This is a genomic window from Marinomonas sp. HM11-D (assembly GCF_057626615.1).
In genome coordinates, this window is record NZ_JBMMKT010000001.1 from 30,390 (window position 1) to 49,794 (window position 19,405).

At 47.2% G+C, this 19,405-nt stretch carries 14 protein-coding genes; 10 read left to right on the forward strand and 4 right to left on the reverse strand.

The window, feature by feature from the left end:
• Positions 1 to 239: 239 nt before the first annotated feature.
• The 4 genes from ACOSVP_RS00115 to ACOSVP_RS00130 all read left to right on the forward strand — a co-directional run bounded on the left by ACOSVP_RS00115 (position 240) and on the right by ACOSVP_RS00130 (position 7,197).
• Complete coding sequence (locus tag ACOSVP_RS00115; RefSeq protein ID WP_487345483.1) at positions 240 to 1,856, forward strand: methyl-accepting chemotaxis protein; 1,617 nt, start codon at positions 240 to 242, stop codon at positions 1,854 to 1,856.
• Positions 1,857 to 2,106: 250 nt separating this feature from the next.
• The gene (hemB, locus tag ACOSVP_RS00120) at positions 2,107 to 3,096 is read left to right on the forward strand and encodes a porphobilinogen synthase (RefSeq protein WP_487345484.1); all 990 of its coding nucleotides are present in this window, start codon (positions 2,107 to 2,109) and stop codon (positions 3,094 to 3,096) included.
• Positions 3,097 to 3,265: 169 nt separating this feature from the next.
• Positions 3,266 to 5,521 carry a polyphosphate kinase 1 gene (gene ppk1, locus ACOSVP_RS00125; protein WP_487345485.1) on the forward strand — a complete coding sequence of 752 codons (2,256 nt, stop codon included), beginning with the start codon at positions 3,266 to 3,268 and terminating at the stop codon, positions 5,519 to 5,521.
• 152 nt (positions 5,522 to 5,673) lie between these two features.
• The gene (locus tag ACOSVP_RS00130; RefSeq protein WP_487345486.1) at positions 5,674 to 7,197 is read left to right on the forward strand and encodes a M10 family metallopeptidase C-terminal domain-containing protein; all 1,524 of its coding nucleotides are present in this window, start codon (positions 5,674 to 5,676) and stop codon (positions 7,195 to 7,197) included.
• 81 nt (positions 7,198 to 7,278) lie between these two features.
• On the opposite strand, the gene ACOSVP_RS00135 is transcribed toward ACOSVP_RS00130, so the two are convergent.
• Both ACOSVP_RS00135 and rho read right to left on the reverse strand, forming a co-directional pair.
• Positions 7,279 to 7,998 (reverse strand): NAD(P)H-flavin reductase, encoded by a 720-nt coding sequence (locus ACOSVP_RS00135; RefSeq protein WP_487345487.1) that lies wholly within the window; start codon positions 7,996 to 7,998, stop codon positions 7,279 to 7,281.
• A gap of 172 nt (positions 7,999 to 8,170) precedes the next feature.
• Complete coding sequence (gene rho / locus ACOSVP_RS00140) at positions 8,171 to 9,436, reverse strand: transcription termination factor Rho (RefSeq protein WP_487345488.1); 1,266 nt, start codon at positions 9,434 to 9,436, stop codon at positions 8,171 to 8,173.
• Positions 9,437 to 9,891: 455 nt separating this feature from the next.
• Here rho and ACOSVP_RS00145 point away from each other — a divergent pair, with 455 nt between their 5' ends.
• The 5 genes from ACOSVP_RS00145 to ACOSVP_RS00165 all read left to right on the forward strand — a co-directional run bounded on the left by ACOSVP_RS00145 (position 9,892) and on the right by ACOSVP_RS00165 (position 14,802).
• Positions 9,892 to 11,412: a Ppx/GppA phosphatase family protein gene (locus tag ACOSVP_RS00145; RefSeq protein WP_487345489.1), complete on the forward strand. Its 1,521-nt coding sequence runs from the start codon at positions 9,892 to 9,894 to the stop codon at positions 11,410 to 11,412.
• A gap of 524 nt (positions 11,413 to 11,936) precedes the next feature.
• Positions 11,937 to 13,415: a malate dehydrogenase (quinone) gene (gene mqo, locus ACOSVP_RS00150; RefSeq protein ID WP_487345490.1), complete on the forward strand. Its 1,479-nt coding sequence runs from the start codon at positions 11,937 to 11,939 to the stop codon at positions 13,413 to 13,415.
• A gap of 75 nt (positions 13,416 to 13,490) precedes the next feature.
• The gene (locus ACOSVP_RS00155; protein ID WP_487345491.1) at positions 13,491 to 13,748 is read left to right on the forward strand and encodes a YfcL family protein; all 258 of its coding nucleotides are present in this window, start codon (positions 13,491 to 13,493) and stop codon (positions 13,746 to 13,748) included.
• A 317-nt stretch (positions 13,749 to 14,065) separates the two neighbouring features.
• A complete protein-coding gene (locus ACOSVP_RS00160) occupies positions 14,066 to 14,494 on the forward strand; it encodes a nucleotidyltransferase substrate binding protein (protein ID WP_487345492.1) in 429 nt (142 codons plus the stop codon).
• Positions 14,494 to 14,802, forward strand: a complete 309-nt coding sequence (locus ACOSVP_RS00165) for a nucleotidyltransferase domain-containing protein (RefSeq protein WP_487345493.1) — start codon at positions 14,494 to 14,496, stop codon at positions 14,800 to 14,802. The genes ACOSVP_RS00160 and ACOSVP_RS00165 overlap by 1 nt, the downstream gene beginning before the upstream one ends.
• A 215-nt stretch (positions 14,803 to 15,017) precedes the next feature.
• Here ACOSVP_RS00165 and ACOSVP_RS00170 read toward each other — a convergent pair whose 3' ends face one another.
• Positions 15,018 to 15,929 carry a LysO family transporter gene (locus ACOSVP_RS00170; RefSeq protein WP_487345494.1) on the reverse strand — a complete coding sequence of 304 codons (912 nt, stop codon included), beginning with the start codon at positions 15,927 to 15,929 and terminating at the stop codon, positions 15,018 to 15,020.
• 176 nt (positions 15,930 to 16,105) lie between these two features.
• On the opposite strand from ACOSVP_RS00170, the gene ACOSVP_RS00175 reads away from it, so the two are divergent.
• Positions 16,106 to 17,488, forward strand: a complete 1,383-nt coding sequence (locus ACOSVP_RS00175) for an MATE family efflux transporter (protein ID WP_487345495.1) — start codon at positions 16,106 to 16,108, stop codon at positions 17,486 to 17,488.
• A 394-nt stretch (positions 17,489 to 17,882) separates the two neighbouring features.
• On the opposite strand, the gene ACOSVP_RS00180 is transcribed toward ACOSVP_RS00175, so the two are convergent.
• Positions 17,883 to 19,352, reverse strand: a complete 1,470-nt coding sequence (locus ACOSVP_RS00180; protein ID WP_487345496.1) for a cobyric acid synthase — start codon at positions 19,350 to 19,352, stop codon at positions 17,883 to 17,885.
• Positions 19,353 to 19,405: the final 53 nt, after the last annotated feature.

Sequence of the window (19,405 nt, forward strand, 5' to 3'; positions counted from 1 at the left end):
ATTTATGTCTCACATTTAAAATCTGGATTTATATTTAATAAGTTTTTAAAAAACATAGAAGATTAGTGTTTATTAATTTAGTTTTCTTTTAATAGTTATATGGCCAAAGTCTAAATTATTTTAAATAAATTAAAAACTAATCTGCTCTCAATCGAAGATTCTCCGTTCTACGCGCTCCACCTATTTTTATATTCGTCTATTTCATTAGGCTACACTCTGTTGTGAAGGACAATAACACTATGCTCATCCGATCTATCTCAATTGGGACACGTTCGACGATAGCCTTTGCTATCGTTGGTTTGATTGTTCTGTCTCTAGGGCTTTTCTCATTAAATCGAATTTCAAACTTATCTGATGAGTTTGATGTGATTACAGAAAAACGTATCCCTGCTTTAAGTTATGCGCAAAATATGATGGCGGCTTTATATGAGTTGCGTTTTGAAGTGACTAAAATTGTGCTGATTCCTAATTATGCGGATCAGAATGGCCATCTTTATACCGAAGCGGAGAATAAATTCTCTAAAGCTTTAGAAAATATGAAAGGTGTAGCGAGAGCAGAGGAAGCGTTAGATATTTTAAATAATATCTCTAGTAACTTTAGTCAGTATCAATCATTACAACGCCAAGTGATGACTATGGTTGCCAATGGCAATGAAGCTGCCAGCGCACCGCTGCAAGAACAATCCAAAATTGTTGGTGATCAATTAAGCTCTGCTTTGGCAGAGTTAGAAGCGTTTCAAACTCAGCGTGTGGTGGACAGTGACAATACGGTCGATGCGGCAGAATCTCAAACCACCATGATTATGTACAGTACGATTGTAGCGGCGTTATTGCTAGTGGTTCTGTTTTCTATCGTATTTACTCGAAGCCTAGTGCGTCCATTGCAAACGGCTATTGAAGCAGCGCAGACCATTGCTGACGGTGATTTGACCAAAGAGTTTAGCGATAACGGTAACGATGAGTCCGCCGCTATGATCAAGGCACTGTCTGCGATGCAAGTGAAACTGCGTAACACCATCAATGAGATCCAGTCCTCCGCATCGCAACTGGCGGCCACATCTGAAGAGTTGAGTATTGTCACTGAGCAGGCGACCAAATCTATCTACGATCAAAATATGCAGTTAGAGCAGGCAGTATCGTCTGTGACAGAGCTGTCCTCTGCAGTGGATGAAGTGGCGCGTAGTGCAGTGTCCACATCAGAAGAGTCTGAATTAGCAAATGAGCGTTCTGAGACAGGACGAAAAGAGGTAGAAGGGACGATTAAAACCGTTACCGGTCTACTAAGCGAACTGGACAGTACTATTACTGGTGTGACGCTGCTTGAAGAGCAGGTTGTCAAAATCGGAACGGTACTGGATGTGATTCGTGGTATTGCCGAACAAACGAACTTGTTGGCGTTGAATGCGGCGATTGAAGCAGCCCGTGCCGGTGAAACCGGACGTGGCTTTGCGGTGGTGGCAGATGAGGTGCGTGCCTTGGCCCATCGTACTCATGAATCGACCATTGAAATCGAGACCATGATTGGGGCCGTACAAGGTTCTACCGGACAAACGGTAAGTTCTATCCGCGCGAGCCATGAGCAAGCTAAGCATACTCTGGATATTGCCCATAAAGCGGGTGAAGCGCTGGCCGCGATCAAGCAAGCGGTTGCCAATATTAATGAACAAAACAGCACGATCGCTTCTGCCACAGAGCAGCAGGCCATTGTATCGCGTACCGTGGATGAGAATCTGGTGAATATCAGTGATATCGCTACCAGTACTGCGGCAGCGGCTGATCAGAGCAGTGCCTCGACTCAAGAATTGGCTCGCCTTGCGGAAGCATTAAGCCAATTAACGAATCAGTTTAAGGTTTAACACACTATCTCTTAGGTACTTCAAAAGGGTCGCATCTGCGACCCTTTTTGCGTTTTCAATGGCTTTCTATAAATTTCCTGAATGACATCAAGGTATTACCCATACTTTTGCTCTAGAATGATTAACATACAGAGCAATTGAAAGTTACCACTAACGTGCTTTCCCTTGTTTTATGAGGCAATTTTGTTTTCTGTAACCTAATTGTCACAATTTATTTATAGTTTACGACCCGTAAAGTAAGGAGCTGGTCATGACCTTTCCGTTTGTTCGTATGCGCCGTATGCGTAAAGATGATTTTTCTCGTCGTTTAATGCGTGAGCATCGCCTGAGCGCTGATGATCTAATTTATCCGATGTTTGTGATCGAAGGTCAGAACACTCGTGAAGCCGTGCCTTCGATGCCGGGAATTGAACGGGTGACCATCGACCTGTTGCTTAAAGAAGCGGCTGAGTTGGTACAGCTGGGTATCCCTATGGTGGCCTTGTTCCCTGTGGTGGGCGAAGCTAAGAAATCTCTACTTGCAGAAGAAGCCTACAATCCAGACGGACTAGCACAACGTGCCGTACGTGCATTGCGCCAGCACTTTCCAGAATTAGGCGTGATGACGGATGTGGCGTTGGACCCATTCACTACCCATGGACAAGACGGCATCATTGATGAAGATGGTTATGTACTAAACGACATTACTACGGAAGTCTTGGTGAAGCAGGCCTTGTCTCACGCAGAAGCTGGTGCGCAAGTGATTGCGCCGTCGGATATGATGGATGGCCGCATTGGCGCGATTCGTGAGGCTCTGGAGCTAGAGGGCCACATTAATACTCGCATCATGGCCTACTCTGCGAAATACGCTTCGGCTTACTATGGTCCATTTCGTGATGCAGTCGGTTCTTCAGGTAACCTTGGCAAAGGCAACAAATCCACTTACCAAATGGATCCTGCGAACAGCGATGAAGCGATTCGTGAAGTCATGCTGGATCTAGATGAAGGTGCAGATATGGTGATGGTGAAGCCTGGTATGCCCTATCTTGATGTGGTGCGCCGCGTGAAATCTGAACTGGGCGTGCCAACTTACGCTTACCAAGTGAGTGGTGAATATGCTATGCAAATGGCGGCTTTCCAAAACGGTTGGTTGGATAAGAACCAAGTCATGCTGGAATCGCTCTTGGCATTTAAACGTGCTGGTGCGGACGGTATTTTGACTTACTTTGCAAAAGACGCAGCTCGCCTGCTAAAGGGCTAGACTATTAGTGTTGTCGCGGCTTGTGCTAATTTTGAATAGCTGTTGAAAATTCAAATACAAGTCGTGACCCGAGAATTGCGTTAGTGTAATTTTTAAAAGTTGCTCTGCTTTGACTGAGAGTAGAGCAACATGGAACATAATGATGCCACGCTATTGGAGCTGACACGCAATGTCTGAACAGGCTGAAAAAGCAATCGAAGTTACTCAATCTTCAGAAGTCAAAAATGAGGAAGCTGCTTCTCATGAAGCAAAGAAAGCCACAGTGGATGCAGTGGAAGACTTAGTACTGGAGCCAATTCCAGAATTGCCGATTGACCCTAGTCGTTTGGCGATTGAAGAGCGTTTGCCAGAAGACATTGATCTGGCCGATCCTGAGCTGTATTTCAACCGTGAACTTAGCCATCTTCAGTTTAACGCACGCGTGTTAGAGCAAGCGATGGATGAAAACCATCCTGTTCTTAACCGTTTGATGTTCCTATGTATTTTTAGCTCTAACATGGACGAATTCTTTGAGATCCGTGTGGCAGGGCTTAAGAGTCAGATCGAATACAGCCGTGAAAAAAATGGTCCTGATGGCATGCACCCACGCAAGGTGTTGCAGCTCATCAGTGAGCACGCGCATCAATTGGTACGCCGTCAGTACCGTATTCTAAATGACATCATTTTCCCTAAGCTTGCCGAAGAAAATATTCACTTTATCCGTCGTTCAGATTGGACGGAGAAGCAAGCGGCTTGGGTGAAGCGCTACTTCCGCGACAACGTGTTGCCCATTATCAGCCCAGTAGGTCTAGACCCTGCGCACCCATTCCCACGTTTGGCGAACAAGACCTTTAACTTCGTAGTGGAGCTTGAAGGACGCGATGCCTTTGGTCGTGAAAATGGTCTAGCGATCGTTCCAGCGCCAAGTTCTTTGCCACGTCTGGTGAAGTTGCCTGACGATGTGTGTGAAGGCGGCGATAACATGGTGTTCCTATCGTCGATTATTCACGCCCATGCTGATCAGCTGTTCCCTGGTATGACGGTGAAAGGTTGTTTCCAGTTCCGTCTAACCCGTAACGCCGATCTAGAAGTAGATTCGGATGATATCGGTTTGGACTTGGCAGGGGCGCTGCGTACCGAGCTACAAAGCCGCCACTACGGTAGTTCTGTACGTCTTGAAATTGCCGACAATTGTCCCGCGCACATTGTCGATGCCCTGTTGGCGCAGTTTGATTTAACCGAACAAGACCTGTACTGCATCGATGGTCCAGTTAACTTAAGTCGTTTGATGGCGGTACTGGAACTAGTAGATCGCCCTGATTTGTCTTACCCGCCATTCTCTCCTGGCTTGCCAAATAAATTGGCCAAGTCCGGCGGTATCTTTGATGCGATTCGTCAACGCGATTACTTATTAATGCACCCGTTTGAGAGCTTCTCGCCGGTTATTGATATGCTTAGTGAAGCGGCGAAAGATCCCAGCGTTATCGCTATTCGCCAAACCCTATACCGTACAGGTGCCCGTTCACCAATTGCCAATGCCTTGGTTGAGGCCGCGCGAAATGGTAAAGAAGTGACCGTAGTTATCGAGCTGCGTGCACGCTTTGATGAAGCGGAAAACTTGGCGTTAGCGAGCCGTCTGCAAGATGCAGGTGCGATCGTGGTATACGGTGTCGTACGTCACAAGACTCACGCTAAGATGATCCTCATCGTGCGTCGTGAAGGAGCTGAGCTAACTCGTTACGTTCACTTGGGCACAGGTAACTACCACGCGGGTAATGCGCGTTTATACACTGACTACAGTTTCTTAACCTGCGATAAAGAAATTGGTGATGATGTGCATCGCGTATTCCAGCAATTGACGGGTATGAGCAAAGAGCTGAAGGTGAAGAAGTTGCTTCACGCGCCGTTCACGCTACGTGATCGCTTGTTGGATATGATTGCCCATGAAGCGGAAAACGCGAAAAAGGGTGAGCCAGCGCGAATCATTATTAAGGTGAACTCGTTAACGGAGCAGCGTCTGATCCAAGCCCTGTATAAAGCATCGCAAGCGGGCGTTAAGATTGATCTGATCGTGCGTGGTATTTGTACGCTACGTCCGGGGATTAAAGGCGTGTCTTCAAATATCCGTGTGCGTAGTATCATAGGTCGCTTCCTAGAGCATACTCGTGTGTACTACTTCTATAATAATCGTATGCCGATGGTTTACCTATCGAGTGCCGATGGTATGGATCGTAACTTGAACAACCGTGTGGAAGTGGCGTTCCCGATCCAAGACTACAAATTGGCACGCCGCGTGAAGCAGGAACTTGAGTATTACCTAAAAGACAATACGCAAAGTTGGCTACTGCAAAGCGACGGTTCTTACCAATTGTCGAAGCCGCGTAAAGATGAGTACCGCAGTGCTCAGCGTACGCTGCTAAATGATTTAGCGGATAACGCCCGCTAAGTTTTACCTCGCCAGTTAACTCTCACTACCAAGGCTACAATGTGTAGCGCTTGGTAGTGAATTCTTACATATCTTTTGTTGTTAAAGTGCTAACTTCACTTACTATTAAGCTAACGCAAAGAACTTTATTTTGTCGGCTTTGGGAGTGACTAATGAGCAATGCGACAGAGCTATTGGCAAGCTATGGGATTTCTTTCTCCGAAGGAAGAGACTTTATTTATGCCAATCTCAGTAACCCTCAAATTATCTACAGCACGGCGCTTCAATACGGCGTGACCTTTTCGATGCTGGCTGAACTTTATGGGCAGGGCGCTTCGGAAGCCGACGTGATTGGCTTTTTTAATGTTTTAGGCTTTAACACCTCTGATTCTCGCTTATTAGGAACGGATGCTGACACTCTCAATCTACTGGCTCAGAGTAATGCCGTGTCGGGTGTTTTTGCATTAGCTAACAGCAGCACGCCTTTCGTCAATAGTATTATCAGTGGTGATAGTTGGGATAATAGCTTTGTCACTTATGGCTTTCCTAGCTCGATGCCTGCATCTTACACGAGAGATATTGATCTCAGCTATGGTTGGCGAGCGCTGACCAACGAAGAAATCAGCTACTTTAGCGCTGTGGCGGAGTCTCAAAATCAATACATTAACACTGATTTGATTCGCTCCTACGGCAGTGCAGACATCAATGTCTCAGCGGTTTACCAATACTCTTCGGAAGCTTTTGCCTACTATCCGGGAGAGGATGTCGGTGGTGATGTTTTCTTGAACCGTGATGGTGGTGATGAAAACTACTATGGTGTCGGCGGTTATGGCGTGTTTACCATGATGCACGAACTTGGTCATGCCATGGGCTTAGATCACTCCTTTGAAGGCGTGCGACTTAATAGTGCCTATGACAATACCTATTACACTGCGATGAGTTATACCCTGTTGGGGGGTTATGAAGTCGAGGCTTTGAATCAAGGTTCCCGTTATTCCACTTACACAGTTGACGCTTACCGTACGGATTTAGGCATTATTGATGTGGCTGCACTTCAGGCCATCTATGGTGCTGATATGAGTACCAACGCAGGCGATACGGTCTATGTGTATAACGAAGCAGAGCGTGCTTTTACTACCGCTTCTGGACATTACCTGACCATTTGGGACGCAGGTGGCAACGACACCTTGGATCTTAGCGCGGCGGAATACGGCAGCAGCATCGACCTAAACGATTACACATTATCCTCTGTTTCGCAGCGGACGAGCTTTGAAGAAGCCGTAGAGGTTGGCTACGCAGCGGGCTTAACCAGCCGCTCCGCTATTGATTTTATTCAAGAGTTTATCGATGACTTGGGTGATGAAGCTTTCCTCAATCACAATAACTTAGGTATCGCCTACGGTGTGGTGATCGAGAATGTGATTACTGGCGTTGGTGATGACATTGTGATCGACAACGAAGTGGATAACCAAATCTACACAGGCGCAGGTAACGATAGTATTTACCTAGGGGCGGGTGGTTACGACTACGTCGATGGTGGTTTAGGTAATGATACCGTGGTGCTGAATGTTAACTACGCCGATGTGGAACGCTTTGTCGACAGTGCTGGCTATCATTTATTAGCCGATGATTTCGCGGCTACTTTGGTAGGTGTCGAGAACGTCCAATACTTGGATATGAATGAATCGATTGCTTAGTGACTAAGACCTTCTCAAAATCCAATAAAAAAGCATACCGAGGGCATGCTTTTTCGTTTTAACTTGTCGGAAAGTCTTTAACTAGTCTTTCTTAGGGCGTGGCGCGTAAGCAAACACGTCTGAATGGCAGTTAGCTTCTTGAATGCCTTTGGCTTCAAGCTGATCTAGTGTGCCGTAGACCATACCCACAGAGCCACTAATAAAGGCATGGCTGTCTTGCAGTTCTAGGTGGTCTTCAATGATGGCTTCGTACAACCAACCGGTACGGCCATCCCAGTCATCACTTTTCTCATTCACGACCACGTGGATATGGAAGTTTGCGGGTGATTGATGGCTGTTAATCCAATCCATCACAAAGGTATCCGCTGCTGTACGTAGACCCCAGTAAAAATGCACTGGGCCTTGGTAATCTTTGTGTACGAGGTCGTCAAAGATGCTTTTCATCTGTGCAAAGCCAGTACCACCTGCAATCAGCAGCAGTGGGGCATTTAGCTCAGCAGGGGCTTTCTCAATGTGTGCATCGCCGCCCGGTAGAACAAGATCAACGCTGTCGTTGTTCTTAATATGTTCTACAACTTTAAAGGCCAAGGATTCTTGGTCTGCGACCAGAATGTATAGGCTAAGCGTTGGTAGCTCGCATGGTGCACTACCGATTGAGTATGGGACTTTCTCGCCCGTTGGTAAGGCGATCATTAAATATTGCCCAGCGATGAATTGGCTGTCGTTGACTTCCAAATCCACCTTATACACTGTGCTATTTAGTGATTCGACTCGAATGACTTTAGCGTTAACGTCTTTCACCTAGATAACTCCGTTGTGCTCTCTAGTAGCTGTTGAAACAGCTTTTTAATAATTTTAGCGCATGAATCAGCGCGATGGGCGCCATTATATCGATGCTTTTTGCATAAAAAAAAGCCACTTTCACATAAAAGTGAGGAAGTGGCTTCTGTGTATCCGTTATGGAAACGCTTTGTTACTTGTTCTTGCCTTTCATGGACTCGAAGAACTCATCGTTGGTCTTGGTCACTTTTAGGCGATCGATCAAGAATTCTGTTGCGGCAACGTCTTCCATTGGGTTTAGCAATTTACGCAAGATCCACATACGTTGTAGTTCATCTTCCGTAGTCAGTAGGTCTTCACGACGTGTACCAGAGCGACGAATGTTGATCGCAGGGAAAGTACGTTTCTCAGCAATCTTACGGTCAAGGTGTAACTCAGAGTTACCGGTACCTTTAAATTCTTCGAAGATAACTTCGTCCATCTTAGAGCCTGTATCCACCAACGCTGTAGCGATGATGGTTAAGCTGCCACCTTCTTCAATGTTACGTGCGGCACCGAAGAAACGCTTAGGACGCTCAAGAGCGTTAGCATCCACACCACCGGTTAGTACTTTACCTGATGAAGGGATAACTGTGTTGTAGGCACGGGCTAGACGAGTGATCGAGTCCAACAAGATAACCACGTCTTTTTTGTGCTCAACTAGGCGTTTTGCTTTCTCGATTACCATTTCCGCCACTTGAACGTGACGCGCTGGTGGCTCGTCGAACGTAGAAGCGACTACTTCGCCGCGTACGGTACGCGACATCTCTGTTACTTCCTCAGGACGTTCGTCGATTAGTAGTACGATCATGTGACATTCTGGGTTGTTGCGGGTAATCGCGTTAGCGATGTTCTGCAACATGAAGGTTTTACCCGCTTTCGGCGGAGAAACGATCAAGGCTCGCTGACCTTTACCCATTGGCGCAACTAGGTCGATGATACGAGACGTCACGTCTTCAGTGGAGCCGTTACCAGCTTCCATTACCAAACGCTCATTAGCGAACAATGGCGTTAAGTTTTCAAATAGAATCTTGTTACGTACGCTGTCAGGCTTATCAAAGTTGATTTCGTTAACTTTTAATAGCGCGAAGTAACGCTCGCCGTCTTTTGGCGGACGAATCTTGCCGGCGATGGTATCGCCTGTGCGTAGGTTGAAACGACGAATCTGGCTAGGTGAAACGTAGATATCGTCTGGACCCGCTAGGTATGAGCTATCAGGAGAACGTAGGAAGCCAAAGCCGTCTTGCAAAATCTCAAGGATGCCGTCGCCGTAGATATCTTCACCACTTTTCGCGTGGCGTTTCAGAATCGCGAAGATAACATCTTGTTTTCGGGAGCGAGCAAGGCTTTCTAGCCCCATTTCCGCTGCGATATCTAATAGTTCAGGGACTGATTTCTGTTTTAGTTCGGTAAGGTTCATAGACGAATTTAGTTGTTAGCTCATAAGAGGAAAAATGACGGGACCATAGTGATGTAGCAACACGGCTATACATGATCTATGTCGGAAGTATTTAAACGTATAAAATGCTTTTCGACACCGAATACCGGCTACGGGCATAACCATGGCTGGAGTTCTATCATTCGCAATGGGCGAAGTCGAACAGCGTGTATCACTTGATTGGAGTCTTTTTAATTGCCGTTCTATAAATAGACAATTCATAAGACTGGTTAACTATAGTGCGACAAATTCCCGAGGTCTATAGTCAAAAAGGTTTAATAGCGCCTTTTTTGTTAGTTTTTTGACCGATTTCGGTAAAAATAATGTCTTGCGTTAGTCTGTACATCAAAAAAGTCCATGGAATTTGACCATGACAGATGCGGCCAAACCAGTTAATCTTCGGCTCATTAGTTGAATAATCGAAAAGGCGTTGATGGATGCAATCACTTTTAGTGCAACAATCGCATGATTTTCCATTCGAAAAAATTGCAGCGATAGACCTAGGATCAAACAGTTTCCATATGGTCGTCGCACAAGTTACGCATGGACAACTGCGTATTACGGGCCAGTACGGTGACAAAGTTCAGTTAGCCGCTGGTCTGCAAGAAGATGACACTTTAGATGAAGCATCGCAACAGCGAGGCATTGATTGTATCGCCCAGTTCGCACAAGTAATCGATGACTTGCCATTAGGGGCGGTGCGTATTGTGGGGACCAATGCCTTACGTGCGGCGAAAAACCGCTACGACTTTATTTCTAAAGCCATGGACGTGATTAGCCATCCAGTGGAAATCATTGCGGGTCGTGAAGAAGCCCGTCTGATTTATGTGGGCGTGGCGCGTACCATGGATCATGGCGATCAAAAACGCGTGGTGGTGGACATCGGTGGTGGTTCGACTGAATTCATCATTGGTCAGCAGCTTGAGCCGATTCTAACGGAAAGTCTGCATATGGGCTGTGTCAGCTACCGTCAACGCTTCTTTCCCGATGGTTTGATTACCAAATCCAACTTCCAAAAAGCCGTCACGGCAGCGCGTCTTGAACTATTGAGTATTCAAGACGACTACCTTGATGAAGGCTGGGACGTGGCGATTGGTTCCTCTGGTACCATCAAGGCTGCCTACAATATTGCTTTGGAAATGGGCTGGAGCAAGAAGGGTATTACGCCAAAAGTGCTGAAACAAATCCAAAAAGCGCTGTTTGATGCGGGCCATGCCGACAATATCGACCTGTTAGGGTTGAAACCGGAACGTAAGTCGACCATTGCTGCGGGGATTGCGATCCTAACGGCTGTGTTTGAGTGTTTTGGTATCAAGCAAATGGATTTCTCCAATGGTGCCCTGCGTGAAGGGGTGCTGTACGACATTATGGGCCGTTATGCGGACACTGACATCCGTGAGCGCACCGTTAACTACATGCTGAACCAGTACCATATCGATACGGAACAAGCGAAGTTGGTGACCCACACTTCTTTGTCCATGTTGGCGCAGGTGAAAGACGATTGGGGCTTAGCCTCTTTGTCGAGCGAAGACATCTTACGTTGGGCGAGCTTGTTGCACGAGTGTGGCATGGGTATCTCCCACAGCCGTTATCACAAACACGGTGCCTACATTATTAGCGAATCCGATATGCCAGGCTTCTCCCAGCAGGAGCAACAGGCATTAGCTTCTTTGGTATTACGCCACCGCCGTAAGTTTACTCAAGCCTTGGAGTATCGTTTTACCAAGAGCGATCAGCAGGACCTTGACCGTTTGGCGATCTTGCTACGTTTGGCGATCTTGCTACACATCGACCGTAAAGAAGGGGATATGCCGATCTTTACGCTGAAAGCCGATGATAAATCCTTACATGCAGAGTTCTTACCTGGCTGGTTGGATACGCGTCCTCTGACCGCCGCTAACTTGCAAAGTGAAGCCGATAATTTGGCAGTATCAGGTTACACACTGACTTTTAAATAAGCCTGCCTGTCAGCTAATTACAACGCCTCGTGTTGGTTTCTCCGATACGAGGCGTTTTGCTTTGCGACTCAGTTTTGATAGCGGCTATTTCGTAAGTTTATAGCACCGACCATTAACTGCTAGAAGAAGCGTATTTTCGATCTGTTTAACTTTCATATTTTCTTTTAAAAACATTGTCTTAAGAAATCCTCTTTGTTGCTAAAAGGTTGCACGATAGCGAACTAAAGATCGCTAAACTAATACCAAGGTATCAAGACATTAGCGTCAAAATCCGTATAATCTGCGACACACCTGCTTAAAACCCTTGCATGGTTGATCGCTTCCGTTCTAAACGGCGTATTTCCGTGATGAACAGCGCTCTCAGGGGAGTAACGAGGAAGTGCAATGATCTTTACCCAGATTGCAGAGGGACAGTCCGAATGCGTCTGTATCGGTTCGTATTCGCACCTTCCCTTATAGATGGTTAACAGCCCTTTTCCGAATTACTCTCAAACTACAAACTGGCTATGATACGGCGAACTCATATGACCTCAAACATTGTAGACGTACTACTCGTAGGCGGCGGTGCCATGAGCACCACCCTAGGCATGTTGCTTAAACAGCTCGATCCTTCACTATCTATCACCTTGGTTGAGCGTTTAGAAAAAGTCGCGCAAGAAAGTACCGATGGTTGGAACAACGCAGGTACCGGACACGCGGCATACTGTGAGCTTAACTACACTTCACCAAATCCTGACGGCACCACCAACATCGATAAAGCAGTAAACATCAACGCTGCCTTTGAAGTAAGCCTACAGTTCTGGTCTTACCTTGTTGAAAAAGGCCTATTGCCTGAGCCAGCACAATTTATTAACCGTGTACCACACCAAAGTTTTGTGTGGGGCGCGGACAACGTGAAAAAACTAAAATCACGTTTTGAAGCCATGAGTGCTCACCCTGCATTCCGTGAAATGCAATACACGGAAGATCACGAAAAAATGGCTGAGTGGATGCCATTGATCATGCAAAACCGCAAAGGCGATGAGCCCTTGGCAGCGACTCGTATTGATCACGGCTCGGATGTGAACTTTGGTGCCATTGCCCGTAATATGGCGAAGTTCCTTGAGACACAAGACGGTGTCAACATCGAACTTAGCGCTGAAGTTGAAGAGCTTAAGCAATTGTCTGATGGTACTTGGAAAGTCACGGTGGACCAAAAAGGTCAGCGTCGCGATATCCAAGCGAAATTTGTCTTCCTAGGGGCAGGCGGTGGTGCATTACCATTGCTACAAAAATCAGGCATCAAAGAAGGTAAAGGCTACGGCGGCTTCCCAGTAAGCGGTCAGTGGTTGGTCTGTGATAAGCCTGAGTTGGTTGAACAGCACCACGCGAAAGTCTACGGTGCCGCGCCAATCGGTGCGCCACCAATGTCTGTGCCACACTTGGACACGCGTATCATTGATGGCAAAAAAGCCATTCTGTTTGGTCCCTTTGCTGGCTTCACCACCAAGTTCCTAAAACAGGGTTCGGTATTTGACCTTGTAAAAAGTGTTCGCGCCGACAACCTTGGCAACATGCTAAGTGTCGGTAAAAACAATATGGATCTGACCAAGTACTTGATCAGTGAAGTGCGTCAGTCCCACAAAGACCGTTGTGAGTCATTGCGTAACTTCTTCCCTGATGCCCAAGACAAAGACTGGTCATTGGCTTACGCGGGTCAACGTGTGCAGATCATCAAGCAAGGTCCAGATGGTGCCGGTAAGCTTGAGTTTGGTACCGAAGCCATCGTGGCGGAAGACGGTTCGATTGCCGCACTGCTTGGTGCGTCACCTGGTGCATCAACGACGGTTAATACCATGATTGGCATCTTGGAGCGCAGCTTTGCTGATCGTATGCAGTCAGCAGAATGGCAAGCCAAAATGAAAGAAATGGTACCGTCTTACGGTCAGTCTTTAGTGAAAAACACCGATCTATTGTTAGAGATCCGTGCACGTACGCTTGAGACATTGAATCTTAAGCCGTAAGCTTAAGCACAACGCTTTTCAAAGCCGACCTCACCACAAGTGACGTCGGCTTTGTTATATTCTTAGGAAATGAACATGACAACCTACGCAGAACGCTCCGACGCTCTATGCGATACCCTTCGCGATTTAGAACACCAAGCCCAAGACGGCGATCAACTGTTTTACTGTGCTTACTTGCTAGGGCTACTGGGCCTGCACAGCGCCGCGGAAGGCGAGGGCGCGGATGAATTTGATGCTTACTTTGAAACGGAACTAAAAGCCACACTTGAGGCGGAAGGGGTTTCTGAGAAGGATCAAGAAGCGATCTTGGTACTTTGGAATCAGGTTAAATAACCTCTTTTGTACGACTCGATTCCATCGGGGACAGACGCTTCAAATCGCCATCAGGAGATGGCTCGTACGCCCCGACTCCGTCCGAGGAAGCTGGCTTTCAATCGCGGGGTACAATCCGCTCGTACGACCCGATTCTATCGGGGACCAGTGCTTCAAATCGCCATCAGGAGATGGCTCGTACGACCCGGCTCCGTCCGGGGAAGCAAGTTTGAATCGCAGGATGATTTCCTTCGCACAGCGAAGTCCTACAAAATGTCACTCGAATCCAAGCACATTGTTCGCTAAGCTCAATTTAATTTCCATATAAGAGTTCTGTTATGTCAGAAGATATTCGCTGGTTACAACGCTTTGATCACTTCAAGAAAGCCTATGCGCAGCTACAAGAAGCGCTCCAGCTGATGTCTGAGCGTGAGCTTAGCAACATTGAGAAACAAGGTTCTATTCAGGCATTTGAGTTCACTTATGAGCTGGCTTGGAATGTATTGCGTGACTATTTGATCTGGCAAGGGATTGAGTCTGTATCAGGCTCACGCGATGCTATACGCGAAGGCTTTAAGCGTGAACTCATTTCGGATGGTCATGCGTGGCTGGCGATGCTACAAGACCGCAACCGTACAGTGCACACTTATAATGAAGCCACTGCTAACCAAATTATCGAGCATTTGCGTACCCAGTACGCGCAGTTGTTTGCTGAGTTTGTTGTGACATTCCAGCTAAAAGCCGATGAAGAGCAGGTGGGTTTTTAGTGTCTGATCAATTTGGTTTAACGGTATCTGAAATACAGCAAATACGTTCGGTTTTCGCGCAATTTCTTGAAGTCACCCAGGTGTTAGTCTACGGCTCGCGAGTGAAAGGCAATTATCGAGCCGCTTCCGATATTGATATGACTATCATGGATGACATCGATTGGTCTTTATTTAACCGGATAGAGTCAGAGTTAGATGACTTGATGTTGCCGTATCAAATTGATTTATCTGTCTTTTCTCAAATTGAAAATGACAACTTGATTGATCATATCCAACGTATTGGCCAGCCGATTTATCAAAGACTATAGAGCTACTTTTTGTACGACCCGGCTCTGTCCGGGGAAGCAGGCTTTAATCGCGAGATACAACTCGCTCGTACGACCCGATTCTATCGGGGATGCAGGATCTTATCGGGGCGAGACGCCCCTCCCACAAGATTCCATCGGGGGTTCAGGATCTAATCGGGCTGGGACAGCCCTCCTACAAGTGCTCATTTGTGGGGTATCCTTACCCCGATTTCGACTCACATCCCCATAAATAGCGGAATCAATACCGGCACTAAAAAGCTCATAATAAAGCCGCTGGCGATGCAAACGGGGACGATCTCTGCACCATGCACTTTGCCAAGTAATGGCAGGGTGAAATCCATGGCGGTGGCGCCTGAGTAGCCAACCGATAAGTGGCTATTGATACGGGCAAACATGGGGATCAGCATTAGCGCGATGATTTCACGGCCAAGGTCGAGTAGAAAAGCGGTCGTGCCGAGCACGGGATCGCCAAGGCCAGTAATCAAGATACCCGATAAGCTGTACCAACCAAATCCCGATACCACGGCTAAGCTTTTATGCCATTCTAAATCGAGTAATGAGCCTGCGAGTAAGCCGGCTAATAGGGTCACGATCACTGTGGTGCACGCAATGGCGACGCCTTGCGTATTGAGGAAGAGTTTACGTAAGCGAAAATTACCATGACGTAGCTGACAGCCGACCAAAAATAGCAGTAGATACAACAGCCAAGTGACCAGCTCGTCCACGCTAGGAATCCAGTTTTTAAGCAGCCAGCCTGCCAATACCCCCGCCAATACCCAGCCTAATGTTTTGGCGGCATCTTTCAGAGCACTCTTAGTTGATGAATTATTATCCACATGCTCGAGCTTGCTGGCGCCAGCGTGGAAAACTTGGCCGCTTATCCACAAGGCTAATAAAGGCAGCACAGTGATAGCAATGAATAAGACCACCGCTTGATAGCCAGCAATCATGATCTTGCTGGCTAAATTATCCAGCGCACCAATGCTGTAGCCAATTAAGCCTAAAATCACATAAGTAAGTTGAGAAAGCCCTTTGGCGACACGCTCTGGGGTTGCTAGAGGGACGTTCACCCAGTAGCCGAATAGAAGCGCTGCTAGAAGTGGGCCTAGGGTCGAAAGAATGGTCATAATCCATTGATCCTAAAATATTTTTATGAATTGGAAACGGTTGGCTTAGGACAGTTTGATAAGACACTGAAAAGCACACAATTGGTGCAATTATACTGAGTTATCGTGCAAAGTTGACCACTTGGTGATAAATTCGCCGCACGCTTAATTGAATACCTTTCATAGACTTCAAAATCATGTTTACACAGTTTGCCAAACGCAACCCAGCATTGAGTGAAATCCTGCATTTGCTCTTTCCCATGATCCTCACCATGACCTTGGAATTATCCATCAGTCTTGTGGATACAATTATGCTGGGGCACTACGATTCACTGCATTTGGCGGCGGTAGGCTTGGCGTCGAGCCTCTGGAGTCCAGTCGCTTGTTTTATGATTGGCGTGACATTTGGCTTAACGCCATTGATTACCCGTCACCTGCATGGTCGTCAGAGAATGCTGGTGAATATGTACATGTCGCAAGCATTCGGATTATCGATCATCTTGGGAATAATCGGTGCAGCAATGAGCCTGACATTATTGCCTTGGGCGGCGAAAATGATGGCCAGCGAACCCGAAACTCAGCAAGTAGCGCAGCAATATTTGTATCTGTTCTCGCCGACCTTTATGGCGCTGGCGTTGATGACCTCTTACAAAAACCTGTTTGAAGCGGCGGGCAAGCCACGAGTGCCATTGATGGTGGCAACGCTTAGCTTGATTCTAAATGTCATCTTTAACTATATGCTGATCTACGGAAAGTTTGGCTTTCCTGAATTGGGTGCCAGCGGTGCGGCGATTGCCTCGGCGCTGTCTGTTTGGGTTTCGCTGACTGTCTTTGTGTTATTCGATTTGAAAGTGAACACGGATACCTTGTTTAGCAAGATCGACTGGTATTACGTGCGTAACTTCAAAATTCTCTTTGGTGTTGGTATGCCAGCAGGCTTTGCTTTCGCTTTTGAGATTGGCTTGTTCTCTTCGCTTACTTGGTTGATTTCTGCGTTTGGTGATTTAGCCTTGGGTGCGGGGCAGATCGTTATGTCTTACTCAACGATCCTGTTTACACCGTTAATGGCCATGAGTGCCGTGACGGCAATTGTCGTGGCCAAAGCCATGGCCACCCATGGTGTGGAAGAAGTACAACGTCGTATTCGTATCATCTTGATGCTCGGGGCGGGTTACGTGGCGGTGTGCTTTACCCTGACGCAAACCTTTAATGAGCAGATTCCATTGCTGTTTAGTTCTAATGAAGTGGTCGCGGCCATGGCGGCAGGTATTTTATTAATTACCTCAGCCTATCAGCCGCAAGATATGGTGCAGACAGTGTTTACGGGGGCTCTTCGAGGCTTCCGCGATACCCGTTCCAGCATGATTGCCATGGCGGTTTCTCTGTTTGGCTTAAGTATCCCTTTAAGCTACTGGCTAGCGCACCTTAGCCCGTGGGCCGACACACTGCATGTGCGTGGCTTGTACATTGGTCTGGGGATTGGCCTATTTGTCTTGGCTTCGATTCTAGTGACACGTTATCGCATGACGCTGAAGAAATTTCGCAATAAGAAACTGCCACATCCAGAGGAAGTGGCTTAAGCATCTTCGGATACTGTCGAAGCCAAATCCATTTTCCGCTCCACGCGCAAGCGCTAGAGTGCGCTGCAAATGGACATTAGCTTCTTTTGAAGTTGCCAATCAAAAGGGCAGATCTAGTACTCAGGTATTATCGAAGCCAAATCCATTTTTCGCTCCACGCGCAAGCGCTAGAGTGCGCTACAAATGGATATTGGCTTCTGAATATTGAGTCTTTTTGAGTACTAAAGTCTTTCAAAGCGTCCCATGCGTTTGCTGAGCGCTGACGCGTCGGTGTCGAAGAATGAGACGAGACAGGCGCAAGCGAAGGAAATTGCATGGGATGCCATATCCAGATGAAGCTTGGGTTGTTACTTATCTGCCTGAGGTAATCCGAAGCAAATTACGAACGCTCAGCCTAAAACGCTCGGCACTTCTCAATCAGTCCATCGATATCCATATGCTCATCACAGCTTTTCGCCAGACGAGCCACTTCCTGTTCGCGGTAGGCTTCGTAGTCGAAGTCTTGGCTGTCGACAGCCCCCGCCCAGCCGAGTAGGGCTTTTAAAGCGTGTTTGTCGTCGAACAGACCATGTAGGTAGGTGCCGATAATTTGTTTATCTTCTGACAAGTAACCTTCAAGCTCACCATTCTCAAGCGTGGCAAAGTGCTGAACTTCTTGGTTAAACTCTGATACACCGCTATGGATTTCATAGCCTTTCACACTGGCATCGCCCAAAGAGGAAATATTACCTGTGCGTTGTTTCAATTGTTTACCGTCTTTGAGTTCAGTACGCATCGGGATATAGCCCAAGCCTTTGGCGCTTGCTGGCTCAGCGTTTTCCATGCCCAGTGGGTCGTCTAAGAATTCCCCTAACATTTGAAAACCACCACAAATACCGAGCAGTTTGCCGCCATAGCGTAGGTGTCGGGCGATATAGTCTTCCCAGCCGAGTTCACGTAAGAAAGCGAGATCACTTTGCACGCTTTTACTGCCAGGCAGAATGACGAGATCCGCAGGTGGGATAGTTTCGTTTTTACGTACAAGAGTAACTTGAACGTTCGGGTGTAAACGCAGCGCGTCCCAATCCGTATGGTTACTGGTACGCGGTAATACTGGAATTACCACTTGCAGTTTGGTGTCAGAGCCTTCTTTAGTGGGGCTGGCAGCGACGGCGTCTTCGGACTCTAAGTGAAAGCCCATCAAGTAGGGCAACACGCCTAAAACGGGTTTTCCTGTGCGCTCTTCGAGCCAATCAAGGCCCGATTGCAGCAGGGCGATGTCACCACGAAAGCGGTTAATCACAAAGCCAATCACACGATCTTGCTCACTCTGTGAAAGCAGCTCTAAAGTGCCGACTAAGTGCGCAAACACACCACCTTTGTCGATGTCGGCGATGATAATCACCGGGCAATCAATGCTTTCGGCAAAGCCCATATTGGCAATATCGCGGGCACGCAGGTTGATCTCCGCGGGACTGCCGGCACCTTCGATTAGTACGCAGTCGTATTGATCGGCCAAACGTTGGTAAGAATCCAGTGCGGCGTTTTTGGCGATGGTTTTGTATTCGTGATAACCCACCGCATTCATATTACCCACCGAGTGGCCTTGGATAATGACTTGCGCACCGATATCGGTATTGGGCTTCAGCAAAATCGGGTTCATATGCACATCCGGCTCAAGGCCTGCGGCATAAGCTTGTACCGCTTGGGCGCGACCGATTTCTTTACCATCCGCGGTGACAGCGCTGTTAAGTGCCATATTTTGCGGTTTGAACGGTGCCACATTGATTCCGCGTTCTTTCATCAAGCGGCATAGGGCAGTGACCAAGGTACTTTTGCCAGCATCTGAAGTAGTGCCTTGCACCATAAGATTAAAAAAACGCATGTGGGTTTGTCCGTTCGATTGATTACAATGGGGCGATTTTAACGTATTTCACT